Raw genomic sequence first — 15,269 nt, forward strand, 5'->3', positions numbered from 1 at the left:
GGTTGTTTCCTCTTGATAGCCCGCCAGACGGCGGTTGGTTATGCCCCAGCGGGCGGTTGGTCCGCGACACCGCGGTAGGTGAAGCTGGCCGGGACCGTGTAGGTCGCCGACTCGGTGATGGTTGGGCCTTGGTCAACTGGTTCGGTGACTAAGCCCTCGAAGCCGTTGCGGCTGAGCAGTGAGTCGACCCGGAACAGTCCGCTGAGCTCTTCGACTAGTGTCTCGGCAGTCGTCAGCGCCTGGCCGGCCGGGCAAACGATGCTCACCTGGTAGACACCGGTGTATTCGTAGGCCTCACCGCCTAGGTATCGGCAGGTGGTCGCACCAGGTAGCTGAAACGCGTGCAGGTATGTTTCACCCTGCTGAGCCACGAACTCCTGTTCGAAGTTCGCAACACGGATCGGGCGCGCAGCGGCCCAAGCCATCAGCTTGATTTCGATAGCTTGGCGGGCCTTTGCTTGGCTCATACGCGGTTTTTCCTGATGGCTTCGTCGACGATGCGCTGGAAGTTTGCGAGCGTGACCCGGACCATGCCGGCCGGAGCCTGCGACGAATGCCCGTATTCCAGCGGGATGGCATACGGCAAGTTGTTCACGATGAACGCGGTCTGGCCGATGGTCAGCGCCTGCACCTGGCCCATGAGCTCGGCAATAGCTTGACTGCCCGACGGGTCGATGCGGTCGAGCTCTTCTGCCGCCGGAGAATCGATGGAGAACTGCCAGTTGCCCCGGAACCGTCCGCCCACATAGCCCTGGCCCGCCACCAGTCCGTTCACAGCAAAGTTTTGCTCGCGCTCGGTCTTGGTGAGGGGCTTGGCGTATTTCACGCCCTTGCGCAGCCTACCGGCCTTGGTGAAGTTGTCCTGGTTTAGGTTGATCAGCGTATTGCGCACCGAGACCTTGAAGTCGTAGTCGTCGGCAGCCTTGTTGGCCTTGGCCCGGTGGGCCACGTTGGCCGCCCATAGTTCCGGGTTGCCCACCGGCGACATGAGGATGACGCTGCTGCCGATCTCGATCACAATTGTCCTGAAGGTGGAGTCCAACGCCTGCTGAGCTTGCTCCGTAAATGCTCGAATGCTGTCGGCAAAATCACCTTCAAGCCCTCCGTATCGTTGAGCCATATGCGAGCCGCGCGACATGTCACTTCCTCAGTTGGATAGTCCAGGTAGCCCTAGCCGGGTCCTCTGATACGTTGAGCGCCCGGTAACCACTGACTTGATCGCCAATCTTGGGAACTGCCGGGGTTTCCCCAACCACTCCGGCCTGCTGCTCAAACAGTTCGTTCTGCAGTACCAGCAGCTTCACATCCTCAGTCTGGATGCGTGATCCGTCGATCTCCTTGGCCAGGTAACTGCCAAACACCCCGCGGCCAGAGTATTGGATGGTCTTGGCTGGGGCAGCACCTCCTAAACCTGGGTCGTAGATCCCTTTCACCGTGCGAATGCCGGCGACTGGCCTTACAGCATCAGCCAAACCGTCGGGATCATCGAATGACTCGGCCAAGTCGGACTGAATATCTTCACGCAAGCCCATGGCTATCCCCTTTTCACCGCAAAGGCGAATGGGTTACTGCGCCAGGGTGCCAGAATGGCCAGCGCAAGCTGTACGGCGGCTGGCTGGGCGAGAGAGCCCGTCTTATCGATCGAGCCAAATGTCTTGCTTGTCGATACCGAGTCAGCCTTGACCGTTTTCGATTCGAGCGTACCCTCGGTCTGCTGCACGTACAGCTTTCCTTGGGAGGCGCACTTGGCCAACCGGGCGCCGGCCTTCTTCACGTCGTCAGGGATGTTGCTCATGTCGATGCCAACCAGATTGAGCGCGGTCAGATAGGCGTTCGCCTCGAAGACCGCCTCTTCCTTCAGCCCTGCATCTGCCCAGTCAGGCCCGAGGATGGTGTCCACGTCAGCCACGGTGATGTAGGTAGCCATCAGGCCTCCGCTTGAATGAGTGGGGCCGCAGCCCCGGGATTACTGCTGGCCGAGTTCAGCGACCTGCTTCTGCAGCGACTCTTTCGAGGCGTTGGCGCGGTAGGTGACGTTCGCGGCGTCGAGCTTGGCCTTGAGCTCGGCGACCTCTTTGGCCTCGCGGCTTTCTTCGGTCTCAAGCTCCCGCTTGGCTGCTTGGGCCAGCAGATCGTCCACTTGCTTCTGCAGCACTCTGGCCTTCTCGACTTCACCGTCGCGCTCGAGCTGAAGGCTCGCGATACCGGCGTTGACCGCTTCCAACACCTGGAATAGGTGGCCAGCAGTTTCGCCAAGCTCGCCTTCAGGGCGCTCCAGGCGCTGCGCAGCGAAGGAGTCGACGATCACACCGATGGATGCAAGCTCGGTGACCAGTCGATCGAGCGCTGCAGGATCGGGGCCTTCGACAAGAGCCACACGTGTCGGTACCTCAACCACTGACACATCAGCGCCAGCGGCTTCGTAAGCATCGACCACCTTGGGCCAATCGCCAATCACCACAACCGATTCGACGCCTGGTTCGGCCTGATCAAAGTGTCGTGGGTTGCGATAGGTACGGCCTTGCTCGAAGCCGTCACGCTGGGTGGTGTAAATCAGTTCCATGGATTATCTCCAAGGCAGGCCCGCTGGACCCGCCTTTGCTGTGGCCGATTAAGGCGCGGACAGGTCGATCAGGACGCCGGCAGTAGCCTTGTCGCTGGTCGCGTGCTTACGCCAGTTCGCGCCGGTGCCGAGCGCTGCGAGGTTCGGGTTTACGCCTGCGGTGTCCTTCCAGGAGTAACCCATGATGTCGACGTTGAAGGCGCCTTCCGCGCGATAGCCGATCGCCAAGTTTTCCTGGGTGTTTACCGGATACGAGCGCACACCCGGGGCTTGGGACTCAGTCACCGAAACAGCGCCCACCTGCAGGCCGAAGATGCGCTCTTCGGTGACCTTGTCGGATACGAGGACCGGTTTGCCCATGGTGCCAGGTGAGCCGCCGTAGATGACCACGCCCGCCTCTTCGTAAATCTTCTGGTCGATTGCGTCGTCAACCAGATCGAAGTAGGTGGCGGAGTCCATGGCGAAGAGCGCGATGCGATTGAAACGATCGCCAAACTTGCGCATGCCCTTGGTCAGCACCTTCTTGTGATCGACTGCGAAGGAGCCGGTGGCGACCATGTTGGCGTTAGCACCGATAGCCGCGCCCAGTGCCGCGAAGGCAGTCTGGATGTAGTAGTCCAGGGCTGCGTCGGCCATATCCTGGCCAACCAGCATGGAGAACTCTTCGGGGCTTCGCGCACGTCGCTTGAAGGCCTCCTCCGTGGTCTCGTACGGGCCGTACTTCCACGGGGTTTTCACGCCGACCGCTTCGTCGGCGCCGATCTTGATGCCGGCTACAGTGGCGTCGGAGTTGACGTTACGGTGGCCCAACGTGCCGCCGATCTTGTAGAACGAACGCTTGCGCAGGTCGCCCTCGATCAGTTCGTTACGCAGGATCAGCGCACCGCCCGACGAGGCGTTGAACACCTCCAGAACGTCCTGCAGACGCTCCAGATAAGCGGTTTGGGCAAGATCGTTGTAGATGATCATGTCCGAGTTGAGGGTGGTAGGCATCTGCTACTTCCTATTTTGGCAATTTGAGGTATGCCTCCTGCCCATGCGCTTCGATGTATTCGCGCTTCTGGACAGAGGTCATTTCGGAGCGTTTCTGTGCGGCCCCGCCGCCTTTTCCAGCACCGCCGGCCCCGCCGCCAGATGCCTTGCTGCCAGCGATCAGCGGGCCAAAGGCCGGATCGTTGGTGAATTCTGCTTTCAGCTCGTCCAGCGTTGCCGCCGAGAGCTTGCCGGCGGCGTCCAGCACGACAACGGTGGGTTTACCGTCGCGCTGCTCGACACTCAGCCGGCGTTCGATATGGGGAAGCAATGCCTTTGCGGTACCTGGCACAGCCAACTCGGTGGCCAACTCGGTTGCGGTACGCCCCACGGTCAGATCCCGGATCTGGCCCTGCAAGGTTGAGCGCTCAGTTTCCAGAGCCGAGGTCAGCTCAGCTTCGCGACGGTTGAACTTGTCGGACCAGGACTTCTCCAGGCCCTCGATGTCACCTGCCTTGCGGGCAGCCTCCTCGGCCTCGGCGCGAGCCTTATCTTCAGCCTCGCGGCGTGCCTTCTCGGCCGCCTTCTTCTCGCCCAGGAGTTCCTCCACCTTGGCCTTCAGGCCGGTGACATCCTCCTGCTGCGGCAGACCATCGATGCCGAGGACGAACTTGCCGTCCTTCTCGACATACAGGGCTGCTACCGATTCATCGACGCCTTCGAGGCTGTCCAGTTGGAATTTCAAGGTCATTGCTGTCTCCCAGAGACTTGTGCAGGCCCTGCCTGCGGGCATAAAAAAGCCCCGCACTGGGCGAGGCCTTGGATTTGCGCGCCACGTTTAACGAGGCAGCTTTTTGTGGCGCGGGGAGCTCATAACGAAAAAGCCCCGGCGGATGCCAGGGCTTTCATTGATGTCTGTAGCTCAGGGTTTGTCGAAGTCGTCTTCGAGCTTTTGCAATACTGCATCTGCCATCTGCTTGCTGAGTTCTCTCCAGGCTTTGCCGCCATCAAAAACGCCAACGCCTCGGGCAAGATTCGCCTGATGCTCACGCCGGGCTTCTTGAATCAAATCCTGCGCGCTTTTTTTGTTGGTCGTCATGATCTCTCCCGGCTGTATTTCAAGCCCACCCTGCCGCTCAGGATACTCCAGAACTGGTGTTCAGCTTCCGACTGGGTATGCTCGCGTTCAAGCTCGCCTCGATTGACCAAATCATACACGCGTTTTATGGCCTCTTGCTCGACCTGGCCAGACAGCCTGTCGACGACCTCACCACTTGGCCATCCCTTTTCAGCAACCATCGAATAGCGAAGGGTCGGGCCGACGGCCCGCAGTTCATACAGGCCAATGTAGGATGCAAGCTCAACATCCTCAATCGAGAACGGGCTATTGCCCGGATGATTGTGGGTGAAGGTCGTTCCCTTCAGCTTGCCGAACTCGCTCACTGGGAAGCCGACACGATCAGGCTGACCCTGACGCTGAAGCAGAATCGAGCCGTCGTCACCAATGAACGCTCCCGTTTCCAGCGCGTCGCTACGAATTCGATTTTCGAGCTCGACTGCGGTCCGTCGCGCAGGCGTGGATACATCCGGTTTTGCCACCGGATAACCAATGTCATACACCGTGAACTCACCAGTCGGCTGCTTGAAAGTAACCGCTTCGCGTTGTCGCAGTTGCTGCAGGGTAAGGGTCTTCCCGTTGTCATCTACGAATTTGTCCAGCGTCAGTTCGCCCTTGCTGAACAACTCATAGCGGGCTGGGCCCAGCACATCCTTTTGGAACGCCGCGGGCTGCCGCGCCAGCCATTCGCCGTAGCTGGTCTTGCTGCTCACCTGCTCAACGCCATTCGGGCCAATAGCTGGCCTGGTCGAACCGGGGATCTCCCTAGCGAACTCGTCTTTCAGCACCGGGATTACCGTAGTCCGGCACCGCCAGTGATACGGCGGCTTCGGACCATCCAGTGGGATGATCGTCTGGTCGATGCTCATGCAGAACAGCGTGGTTCGACTGTCCAAGGTGGCGATCCGGCGCATCCCCTTGAGGATGTCGTCGTTATCCTTGAGCACTTCCACCCGCGCCGTGGTGGCGATGTGGTTGGTCATGGTGTTGACCAGGGCCTGAGCTTGATCGCGCTGCTGGACGCCCAGTGACGTCAGCCGGCGACTGATCTGGCCGGTTGTCTCGCCCAGTGCCGACCCCATGCGAATCTCGCTGATGATCTCGGCGCTCTTCTTGGTGCCGTACTGGTCGAGCGCGCCGTTGATGCTGATGCGCTGCCGACCCTTGCCGACTTCCAAGTCGAGCGGATCGGCCAGCGCTGCGGCGGCGACCTGCTCGATGCTGGGCCTGTTCAGTTGCACGACCGTTTTCACGACCTTGCCAAGTAGGGTCAGGTTGAACTCGGCCTCGTACCCGGCGAATTCCGTCAGGTCGAGCACGGCCTGCTGCTTCATCTCGCCGTATACGCCCGCCAGCTCGCCCTGTAGCTCTTGGATCTGCTTTTCGTACCGTTGGGTGCCGTAACGGCTCAATCCCTCTGATACGCGAGATTTCGCGGTGCTGATGGCCTTGGTGATGAACTTCGCCAAGCGTTTGAGGCTACCGCCGGCGTAGCGCTGCACGTGTACCTGGTGGCGAGTCGCTGCGTCGGACAGGTAGCCGTCACTGCTCATCGCCGCCATCTCCAGTGTCGTTGCCGGTCACCGGCGGCTGCTGGGCCAGTTCATCGTCGATCAACTCGTCGGTGCGGTCGGCCTCAAGCACGCCGCCCTGGCGCAGGTTGGTGCGCAGGTCGGACTTCGCGATGATGCCCTGCTGCCACAACTGGACCTGGGCAAGGATGTCCTGGGCGGTCATCGTCTCGTCGAAGAACGACTGGTTGAGCCAGAAGACCGTCCCGTCCTCGTCCGGCTCGTCCATCATGAAGCGCTCGGCGTCGAGGATGGCCCGTTTCAGGGCCTCGGACACGTTGCCGGCGATGGTGCCCAGCACGCTGTTGTCCGAGCTGTAGCGAATGCGAACGGCCTCTGCTGTCTCGGCACCGCCCGCCTTCTGGACGATGCGTGCGCCGATCATCAGCATCTGCTCTTCCTTGTCCTTCATCAGCGTGCGAGAGAGCTGGCTCTCGTCCGCCTGGACAAGCTTTGCGTCACCGGACTTGCCGAGGTTGAACCCGCGGGTAGAGCCGATGTGGATACCGTTGGGGTTCAGCTTGGCGAAATCGTCCGCGCTGATGTCGGTGGTGATGAACAGAGTTGGCTGGCTGCTGATGAACCCGCTCTCTTCCACCGTGGCGCTGTTGCCGTAGTGCAGGATGTTCACATCAGCCAGGTCTTCCAGCGGCGACTTGTCGATGCTGGCGTCGTTGTTCTGGGCGCCGTAGAAGCTGAACAGGATGTGGTCGAAGGCCCGGCCGTTCTTGTCGAGCGGCGCGAACTCCGTGAAGGTATTGCCATCCTTTGCGTAGACACGCTGGAAATACCTGCCTTCGATCAGCAGAAGCACCCGGTACTGGGTATCAGTAGTGCGTTCCAGGCTGTCCGGGCTGAATGCAGACACGCGCTCGAGCAGACAGACGTAGACCAGACGCTTCACACCATCGATCACCTGCTCATCCCAGTCGATGATCGACTCGGCGCCATAGTGATGGATAAGCGCCCGCCGGCCCTGCATGTCAGCCATCGAGGACACGCCCTCAACAGCCGGGAAGTCCACCAGAAAGCCCCCTCGCCCTGCATCCAGGCATTCCCCTACGGCATCCTTGGAAAGCTGCTCCAGGCTCGTGCCGTCGCCGCTGGCGTTCTCCTTCAGATAATCGACACCGGTGGGCAACTCCAGCTCAGCAGTCTTGCGGAACACCGCACCCAGCAGGCCGGTACGGGTGCGCCCGGTGATGTTCAGGAACATCGCCCGCTTCTTGTACTGCTTGTACCGCGCCAGGTTCTCCGAAGACTTGTTCTCCGGGTCTGGCATCGGCAGGTATTCGTCGTGCTTGCGCACCTCGCGGGCGCCGGCCACGCAGCGCTTGACCAGCAGCCAGCCGGGCAAGGCCTCCGAGTACTCTGCCCGGGGAATGAAGTTCGGCATGGGTGGCCTCAGAAAGTGAACGTGATTGGAACGTGAGTTACCGGCCTGCTGATCGGGTAATCGTGGTGAATGAAGTAGCCGCCCGCGTCGTTCGCGTGATCCACGCCGGATTTCTTGTCAGGCTCGCCATTGGCAGCCCACACCTGCTGCTCCAGGCCGTCCGCATAGGTCGGGCAGCGCAGCGGGTTGACCAGGTAGCGCCGCTCACCATTCGCGTTGCAGAACATCGCGTTCATGGCGTTGATGCGGTCTTTCACTGGCGGGTTGGCATCGGGAGCTATGACGCTGAAGCCGGCCTGGCGCAGGATGGCAATGTCCGTCTCGCTGGCGTTCACCGACTTGCGTGACCCGCCCGAGGCGTCGGGGTAGATCCTGATCTCGCAGGTCTTCTCGTAGTCCCTGCCGTTGTGCCGCCAGTAGCGCTCCTTGATGCGCCGGATCATGTCCGGGGTATCGAAGCCGTCGATCAGCTCATCCACGGCCCTGGGCTTCCCGTCAGGCCTATTGACATGGACGATCGCCGCCATCTTGCCGACGTTGAAGTCCATGCCGATGAACAGGGGCTCTCCAGGCTCTACGGTGTCGAAGCAGGAATTCAGCTTCCGGTCGTAGGCGTGGTAGATCGACCCCGAGTTCAGGTTGACGAACTGGCCGTTCAGGTAGGCCAGGATCAGCTGGGCCGGGTAGGACTCCATCAGCGACGGTATGTAGTCAGGCGGCAGGTTCAGCTCGTTGTCGAACGTGCTGGCTTGCACCAGACCGTACATGCCCTGCAGGGCCGGCTTCTCGCGCAGCTGCTTCACGAACTGCTGGTAGACGAACTTGAACCCCTCAGGGGTCGTGGTCACATCCACACCGTTCTTCAGCCCAGGCTCGTTGTAGCGCATCCGGGCAATGATCTTGCGCCAGGCGTGTTCGGCCTTCAGCGCGGGCAGAACGTCGAGTTCATCGACCAGGGCATGGCCGATCTTGAAACCAACGATGGTCTGCGGCTTCTCCATTGAGCGGCAGATGGTCGTGCTGCGGTACTGGCCGCCGCTGTAGAACTCGACCTCCTTGTCGCTCTCCTTCGTCTTGACCTTCAAGCCCCAGTCGAAGGCGACCTCCTCGATGGTCGGGAAGAAAATGTCGCGGATCTGCGGGTACGTCGGGGCGAAGTAGCCGGAGTCGATCCGGGGCCACTCCCACACATGCTTGCAGAGCGCCGCGCAACCTACCCAAGTCTTCCCGCTGCCAAAACCAGCCACGAAGCCGCGGAACTTGTTCTCCATCCGGAGGAAGCTAGCCTGCGGGACGTTCAGCGATGGCATCAGGCTTCCTCGCATCCACCACATCGACCTGCACCCGGGTAGGCGGCACGTTGTCGTGGGGATTCTCGTTCTTGGTCTGGCGGTTCACGTAGGCGTCGCCAACTTCCTTGGCGGCCTGCTCAAGGATTTGAAGGGTCAGCCCGTAGTTGCGCATGCCTTCGACCTTTTCGGCCAGCCTGCCAAGCGCACGGAGCCGGTAGGCCCGGTTCGCGATGGGTATCTCGGCCGTCTCTTCACGGAATCGCGCCCGGGTATCTTCGAACAACGTCACCCAGCGCTTGGCCAGGCCCTTGCCTGAGTACTTCGTGGGGTCGTGCGTCTCCACCTGCTGGCGGGTCACGGTGATGCTAAATTCTTTCTGGACGGCCTCTACCACCTGTGAAGGCGTGTCGAAGCACGCCAAGGCCTGAACGATAAAGGCCTTCACGTCATTGCTGAGGGCTGCCATAGGCTTTCATCCGTCCAGAGCCTGTCCAGAATCAAGCCGACTTGAGCAGACAGGTTCCGCAGGCCCTCGAAATGTTGATCTTGGCCACCTCAGGCGGCCGGCTTGCAGCGTCGATCAGCTGCTGGACTTCTTCGCTGGCACCGTAGCGCCGTACCACTCCGACGAACTCTTCGACGTCATGGCCGCGCAGGTACAGCTTGGGCAGTCCGTCCTGGGTGAACTTGGGTCCACCGAACTCATCAGTCGCCTGGGCGATGTGGTACAGCTCGTGTTCGACCAGGGCGCAGAACTCGGCGTCGGTGCACTGGGTGCAGTAGTCGGCAGCCAGGGTGATCAGATAGGCCGGCTCCTCGCCGAACCACTCCCGCATCTGCTGCTCTTGCCGGGCCTTCTGCCACCCACCAGCGCGGAACATCAACTGCTCGGCCTGACCAAGAACAACCCGCCCGTGCTTGGCGAACCCGGACGAAGCCCAAAGCACGCCAATGTTGGCGTCCATCAGGTGGGCGTGTTCAGGGTTATGGATGCTGCCGGTGTCGGCAAGAATCTCGGCCTTAAGCCAATCCCATATTTCAGGGGCAGGAGCCAAGCGGATACCGAAGTCGGATAGCTCGGACAGTTGAAGCAGTGACGATGGAGGATACGGCCTATCCATAGGTCACCTTGTGTTTGAAATGATGTTGCGGTGCCGGGACGGCAGGAGTCTATTCAGTGCAGGAGGGAGTACTAAGCCGAAAGGCGATTGGCTCAACGCAAGCTATGCATGGTGATTGCCCCATCTGGCTGCCATGCGGCATTCCATTTCAAGCGTTCGCACGAGAGGCCGACCCGATTAGCTCTTATCATCATGCACAGTGACCCTCACTCCCGTAGCAACGATCTCATACTCCGTTTCGGAGATCTTGTTCACGGCACCACCCATTTGCATTTCGAAATGCTTCAAGCCTTCATGTCGAACCATTCCGCTCGAAGAGCGCTCGACCGTCTCGTCTTGGTAGATGTAGATGACGTACTCGACATTATCCGTGCCAAGCCCAACTATTCTTCCAACATATTTATCTGCCATGTCCGGACTCCTTGCGTGAAGCCTCAAGGTAGCCGGTGCCAACAGATCAATCCACTGCATTGGAGTGTTAATCATGAATATGATGCTGGTCTGAGCGTGAGCACGCTCATGCAGCAAGGGGCGACCCGGCCCGGCAGGCTCGTTCCATCGCCTCCCAATCGGGTTGCTTCGTTGTCATGGGATACCTACTTAAACCAGCCGGTCGCCTCTACACCACAGCCACGGCAGTGAACCGCGCCGCTGGCTTGGCCTGGCTTGCGCATGATGAAGAATGTTTCGCTACCGCAGTTGCAGTGAAATGCCTCGTCACCTGGCTGCGGACCAAATGGATACTTGAAGGCGCCGCGATGGGTACCGCACTCCGGACACTCCATCTGCGTGACACCTACCGGTGCAGCCGCTACCCATTCATGCTGACAGTTCGCGCAGATGCACTCGCCGGAGGCGTGCGGCTCCTCTCGCTCTCGCCGTTTCAGTTCAACCACGTTCATTTGGCCACCATCTTGTGTGATTCGGCGTGGGCGTGGCCGTGCATCAGGCTGACCAGCAGCCCCTGCGGCAGCCCGGCATCCTTGGCTGCATCAATGGCTTTCACCAGAGCGGCATCGAACTCTGCCACCGCATGGACGATATCCGTGCTTACCGGCAGCTCATGGCGAATTCGTGTGACGTTGCTCATGGCTACTCCCGCGCCACGAAACGGCGCATCTCTATTTTGTGGCGCGGATCAATCAGCCTTGCGGGCCGGCAGCTTGAAGTCAGTGACGCGGTCGGCAATGTTGCGCACCTTCTCCACACCCAAGAAGCCGACCCATCCACCTACAAACGTGGACATGCTCTGCGGCAGACCGAAGAACTCCAGGCCGCTGATGATCGTCAGGGTCAGGCCGCCGCATATTGCACCCTCGACCAACATCTGGCGACGGGTGCCACCTCCGTAGGTGATTCGCAGGACAGCCATGGCGCAGGAAAGGCCTGCCGCGTACAGGAGGGGCGAATGCTGGCTCAACCACGCAAGAGCAATCGCCCAGGTGTCTGGTTTGTCTGGCATGTTGGACATACTCGATATCCCCTGAGGGGCGGCAAGAAGAAAAGGCCCGCTGAGGCCCTATTCAGGGACCGGGCAAACGTGCGGAGCAGCACATAACGAAAAACCCCGGAAGTTCCGAGGCGTAGAATGGTAAGCGTACATCCGTTGATCTGATGGGAAGACAATTCACCTGAACAAAAAACCGCCCGAAGGCGGCTAGCTAGTGATTTATTAGCGCTTTCCCAATTTATTGGGCGCTTCAATCAGCTCAAATGTTCTACTTCACGACTTTCGCGGATCATTTTTGACATCTTTCTCAGCAACCTTGTCGTGCCGACTATATAGCTCTGCCTTTGAAGCCCGCTCGGTGTTGGCACCCTTACTTCCCTCCGCCCTTGGGCCTTGGGGAGATGTATTTTCGCCAGAACTTCTTTCACCCTGGTGCGATGTTTTATCTGTCATATAAACCTCTGATGAGCCCGGTTATCCGAGCTCAAATAAATGAATTACTCAGCGAGTGATCCATCATGTGTACGCATCTGCCTCCGGTCACTCTCCGGACCTTTATCAAGGCCTGGCTTGTCATCATCTGGGGTGTAGCCTAGAGGGCAACCAGCTTCGAGGAGCGTATGTGGCGAAAGAGCCGTACTTGGTTGGGTGCCTCTACCAACGGCGCCCAGGATAAGTCCAACCAGTCTGCTGACTACTGAACTTTTCCGTATTTGAAGCTTTTTGACGTTCAGGGGACTCAGGCTCTTGTTCAGGCGTAGCGTCGGGATCTATATAATCGTCCCTATCCTCTGGGCTAGATTTGTCCAACCCCTCACGCTTTTCTGTACCTGCTTCAACTTCCGATTCAAGTCCCGGAGATCCATTTGGTTTGGTAATGTCACTAGACATAAGTACCTCTCAATAACTCAGAAAATCTGAGCTAAAGCGAGTATGCGCCCTAAGTCTGGCACAGGGTAAAATAACAGACCACCGGGGCAATTAATAAGACCGGCGCAGTGCTGGGCCTCTTGAGGCCCTCTTCTGGCAGTAAAAAACCCGGCGCAATGGCCGGGTTCTGGTGCGTCACTCCTCAACACGCGCAGGAATGACAGGATGGACGCATATTGGCTCATTGGCTCAGTCGCAGTCAAGCGACATTTGCCACCAAAAGGCCTTCATGGTCGAGAATGTGCTGCACCTCCACCAGCGCAGCGTCTACCTCTCGCTCTAGGGTGCGCCGAATATCCCGCCGCCAGCGCTCCTGAGTCTTGATTGGGTGCGGGTCGTCGCTCCAGTTGTCCATCTCGTACCAGGCCGCTGGCAACACGCTGGTGCTGCGCTTTCCGTCGATCCCTGGCAGCTTGGGCATTGCCCAGGTCAGGATGGCGCAGTGGCGGAACCGCTCCGGCGCCGGTGAGCGATGGGTGCGCGTCAGCTCCTCGATAGCGGCATGCTTGCGGTCGACGTGCGTCGAGTACTTTGCCACTAGGTGGCGCCAGTGCGACACGCTCAGATTCTTGTGCAGCCGGCTAAACACCATGCAATCGAACAGGAAGGCAGCTTCCTTGCCCACGATGGCGCCCTTCTGCTTGGCCGCCTGGACCTTCGGCTCGAAGTCGCACCCACCCGCGCTGTTGATCGTCTCCGCCGCAAGGGCGCGGACCACTGCCGATACCACGCTCTGATAGCTCATTGCCCACCCCCTGCCCGCTTAGCCTTTCTCAAGATGAATTCTTCGTAGTGCCGCTTGCGGCGCACTGCGGCTGCCCAGGACAACGCCACACCGGCCACCACCATGAACACGGCCATAATCAAAAACCCCCACGCTGGGATCATGCCGCTGCCCTCCTCAGGTCTCTGAGCTTCTGCCGGTACAGGGCCTTGATGCCCTGCAGGTCCTCGATGGTGTAGCGCCGGACTGATTGGTCCCTTTCGAGGGCCTCTACAGCTTCCAGACCGATGCGCTTGATGAGCCCGATGCGGTAGTCCGCTACGTTGCCGGACAGGTACCGGTTGTCGTGCTTCGACTGGGCGTGGCAGTTGTTCTCGTCGAAGCGGAGGTGTGGCGCAGCACCGGTGCTGCGATAGTGCCCCGCATCTACGGCGTTGCCGTTCCAGTCTAGGGGGCGTCCGCTGGAGATGCAGCGATACCCCGCCAGGCGGTCCCGCTCGCGGATGTACGCGTTGAACGCCTGCTGAGCCTCCCGCAGGTGATCGCCTTTTGACTTCAGCTTCTCCCGGCGCTCCTTGAGGTCTTCCCGCGCCTGCTTGGTGATGGCCTTGGCCGCGACCTTCTGCAGCTTCGGGTCCTTGGCCATGGCCTTGGCGCAGGCGATGCTGCACACCTTCTGCGTGGTCATGGTCGGTTTGAAGGGCTTGCCGCAACCTGGCGCCTTGCACTTCTTCGGTTTGATCTCCTTGGCAAGCATCAGTACTGCCCTCCCCACCGATCCGGCTCAGTCCAGCGCACGCCATGTTCGGCGCCGAAGGCATACATCACCTCGAACAGGTCGCTGAACCACTTTTGCGACTGCTTGCGGGTCGAGACGCCCAGGACGACGAAGCCGCCGTTGATGCCAGGTACCGCGTCCTGCTTCTGCACCGCGGCGCTGAAAATGTGCTTCCAGTCCTCGTCTGTGAGCTTGCGGCCGTACCACTCCACCTGCTGGGAGACGTCACGGAGCATGGCCCACATCTTTCGGTTGCAGACGTCCGGGCGCTTCTCGTCCTTGATGACCACTACCTTGGGCTTGGTCAGGTCGATGGCGTGCAGGGCGCCATAGAGGCGGTTGAGGTCCTGGGCGCTACGGAGAGCGAACTCAGACACTGACCACCTCCTGCAGCTGCTTCTCCGCAGCGCGTACACGGGCGGTGAGCTCGCTGATCTCATCGAGCAGGCCCAGCGCGACTTCCTCCACAGTCGTCTCACCAAGGAACTTGTCCAGCGCATCGGTGTGTCGCTCAAAGGCATCACTACCCGACCGCCAGGACGCCACAACGGACCACAGCAAGGGCTGAAGTTTTTTCTTGTCGACGGTCATACGCCCTCCCCGGCCGGCTGCCCGGCACGCTTGATGTTCAACTGAGCTATGGCGACGCGTGTCTGCCGCTTGCGCAGATAGGTTTCGATGCGGCGCCGTTGGTCTTCCTTGGCGCGCTCGCGGTCTTTCTTGGCCTTGGCGGCCTTGAGGATGCAGCGCACCTCGGCGAGCTTTTCCCGAGTCTTGGCGCTGGCCTGAGGGCGCACCTCCCCGGTGAGCAGGCCGGCAATGGCCTGGCCGTCCTGGGTGATTGGTGCAATACGCAGGTCGGCCAGGTACTTGGTCCCCGTCTCGTGGCTGATGAGCTGGGCGCGGACTGCGGATTCGATCGCCACTACCCGGCGGCCGGCGTCGTAACCCAGCGACACCTCCCACTTGGCGGGCTGGTCCTCGGCTCGGGCAAAGCTGACCAGGCGCTCGTAGGCGCTGATGAAGGCCATCCGGGCGCCGACCTTGTCGCCAGCCTCAAGAATCGGCTCGGAGGCGATCATTGCTTGGCGGATTTCAGTGGTGAGCACGACCGTTTCATGCTCGTCACTGGCCGCCAGGGCAATCGACCACGCCTCATCCTTGCCGGGTCGGGTGTCGGCCGCGTGAATGTGCTTGAGCATCATGCCGAGCGAAAGGCGCCCAACTGGCTCTCTACGGCACGCTCGCAGTGCAACAATAATCACGCCAGGCTCATAGGCCGAAAGGTCCTCAGCGATGAGCTGAGCGCCTCCAGAGCTGATTGCCTGCCCCATTGCCTCGGCGGTGGCGCAGAT

20 protein-coding genes and 1 pseudogene are annotated in these 15,269 nt (G+C 60.3%); all 21 read right to left on the reverse strand.

The genetic code is table 11. The features are described 5' to 3' along the window. Positions 1–38: 38 nt before the first annotated feature. Complete coding sequence (locus J5M71_RS15885; protein ID WP_207833517.1) at positions 39–467, reverse strand: phage tail terminator-like protein; 429 nt, start codon at positions 465–467, stop codon at positions 39–41. Further along, the gene (locus J5M71_RS15890) at positions 464–1,138 is read right to left on the reverse strand and encodes a hypothetical protein (protein ID WP_207833525.1); all 675 of its coding nucleotides are present in this window, start codon (positions 1,136–1,138) and stop codon (positions 464–466) included. The genes J5M71_RS15885 and J5M71_RS15890 overlap by 4 nt, the downstream gene beginning before the upstream one ends. Position 1,139: 1 nt before the next feature. Beyond that, positions 1,140–1,532 (reverse strand): hypothetical protein, encoded by a 393-nt coding sequence (locus J5M71_RS15895; RefSeq protein WP_186723013.1) that lies wholly within the window; start codon positions 1,530–1,532, stop codon positions 1,140–1,142. A gap of 2 nt (positions 1,533–1,534) precedes the next feature. After that, positions 1,535–1,927, reverse strand: a complete 393-nt coding sequence (locus tag J5M71_RS15900) for a protein singed (RefSeq protein ID WP_207833533.1) — start codon at positions 1,925–1,927, stop codon at positions 1,535–1,537. Positions 1,928–1,966: 39 nt separating this feature from the next. Continuing rightward, on the reverse strand, positions 1,967–2,563 hold the full coding sequence (locus tag J5M71_RS15905) for a hypothetical protein (RefSeq protein WP_207833535.1): 597 nt from the start codon (positions 2,561–2,563) through the stop codon (positions 1,967–1,969). Between the two features lie 48 nt (positions 2,564–2,611). Continuing rightward, positions 2,612–3,556: a major capsid protein gene (locus J5M71_RS15910; protein ID WP_104886286.1), complete on the reverse strand. Its 945-nt coding sequence runs from the start codon at positions 3,554–3,556 to the stop codon at positions 2,612–2,614. Between the two features lie 10 nt (positions 3,557–3,566). Continuing rightward, entirely contained in the window at positions 3,567–4,286 is a 720-nt protein-coding gene (locus J5M71_RS15915; RefSeq protein ID WP_186723009.1) for a hypothetical protein, read from the reverse strand. A gap of 171 nt (positions 4,287–4,457) precedes the next feature. Continuing rightward, positions 4,458–4,634: a hypothetical protein gene (locus J5M71_RS15920; RefSeq protein ID WP_207833537.1), complete on the reverse strand. Its 177-nt coding sequence runs from the start codon at positions 4,632–4,634 to the stop codon at positions 4,458–4,460. Between the two features lie 539 nt (positions 4,635–5,173). Further along, positions 5,174–6,205, reverse strand: a pseudogene (locus J5M71_RS15925) (phage head morphogenesis protein); the annotation flags it as partial. Beyond that, positions 6,195–7,619, reverse strand: coding sequence for a DUF4055 domain-containing protein (locus J5M71_RS15930; protein WP_207833543.1), 1,425 nt, complete (start codon positions 7,617–7,619; stop codon positions 6,195–6,197). The pseudogene J5M71_RS15925 and the gene J5M71_RS15930, both read right to left, overlap by 11 nt. A gap of 8 nt (positions 7,620–7,627) precedes the next feature. Beyond that, a complete protein-coding gene (locus J5M71_RS15935; protein WP_207833552.1) occupies positions 7,628–8,929 on the reverse strand; it encodes a terminase family protein in 1,302 nt (433 codons plus the stop codon). Continuing rightward, positions 8,901–9,377 carry a DUF2280 domain-containing protein gene (locus J5M71_RS15940; protein WP_207833561.1) on the reverse strand — a complete coding sequence of 159 codons (477 nt, stop codon included), beginning with the start codon at positions 9,375–9,377 and terminating at the stop codon, positions 8,901–8,903. Before J5M71_RS15940 ends, J5M71_RS15935 begins: the two co-directional genes overlap by 29 nt. Positions 9,378–9,408: 31 nt before the next feature. After that, the gene (locus J5M71_RS15945; RefSeq protein WP_207833563.1) at positions 9,409–10,032 is read right to left on the reverse strand and encodes a putative metallopeptidase; all 624 of its coding nucleotides are present in this window, start codon (positions 10,030–10,032) and stop codon (positions 9,409–9,411) included. Positions 10,033–10,209: 177 nt separating this feature from the next. Further along, positions 10,210–10,443, reverse strand: a complete 234-nt coding sequence (locus tag J5M71_RS15950) for a hypothetical protein (protein ID WP_026031959.1) — start codon at positions 10,441–10,443, stop codon at positions 10,210–10,212. A gap of 487 nt (positions 10,444–10,930) precedes the next feature. Continuing rightward, positions 10,931–11,122, reverse strand: coding sequence for a hypothetical protein (locus J5M71_RS15955; protein ID WP_207833565.1), 192 nt, complete (start codon positions 11,120–11,122; stop codon positions 10,931–10,933). A 48-nt stretch (positions 11,123–11,170) separates the two neighbouring features. Beyond that, complete coding sequence (locus tag J5M71_RS15960; RefSeq protein WP_054830717.1) at positions 11,171–11,503, reverse strand: phage holin, lambda family; 333 nt, start codon at positions 11,501–11,503, stop codon at positions 11,171–11,173. A 1,108-nt stretch (positions 11,504–12,611) separates the two neighbouring features. Beyond that, the gene (locus J5M71_RS15965) at positions 12,612–13,157 is read right to left on the reverse strand and encodes a hypothetical protein (RefSeq protein WP_207833566.1); all 546 of its coding nucleotides are present in this window, start codon (positions 13,155–13,157) and stop codon (positions 12,612–12,614) included. 139 nt (positions 13,158–13,296) lie between these two features. Further along, positions 13,297–13,893, reverse strand: a complete 597-nt coding sequence (locus tag J5M71_RS15970; RefSeq protein ID WP_207833576.1) for a recombination protein NinG — start codon at positions 13,891–13,893, stop codon at positions 13,297–13,299. Continuing rightward, positions 13,893–14,291, reverse strand: a complete 399-nt coding sequence (locus J5M71_RS15975) for a recombination protein NinB (RefSeq protein ID WP_207833585.1) — start codon at positions 14,289–14,291, stop codon at positions 13,893–13,895. The genes J5M71_RS15970 and J5M71_RS15975 overlap by 1 nt, the downstream gene beginning before the upstream one ends. Further along, the gene (locus tag J5M71_RS15980) at positions 14,284–14,505 is read right to left on the reverse strand and encodes a hypothetical protein (RefSeq protein ID WP_207833587.1); all 222 of its coding nucleotides are present in this window, start codon (positions 14,503–14,505) and stop codon (positions 14,284–14,286) included. The genes J5M71_RS15975 and J5M71_RS15980 overlap by 8 nt, the downstream gene beginning before the upstream one ends. Then, positions 14,502–15,119: a hypothetical protein gene (locus tag J5M71_RS15985; protein ID WP_243434219.1), complete on the reverse strand. Its 618-nt coding sequence runs from the start codon at positions 15,117–15,119 to the stop codon at positions 14,502–14,504. The genes J5M71_RS15980 and J5M71_RS15985 overlap by 4 nt, the downstream gene beginning before the upstream one ends. Positions 15,120–15,269 lie beyond the last annotated feature (150 nt).

Origin of the sequence: Pseudomonas sp. 43(2021) (assembly GCF_017490805.1) — a bacterium.
Classification (GTDB): Bacteria; Pseudomonadota; Gammaproteobacteria; order Pseudomonadales; family Pseudomonadaceae; genus Aquipseudomonas.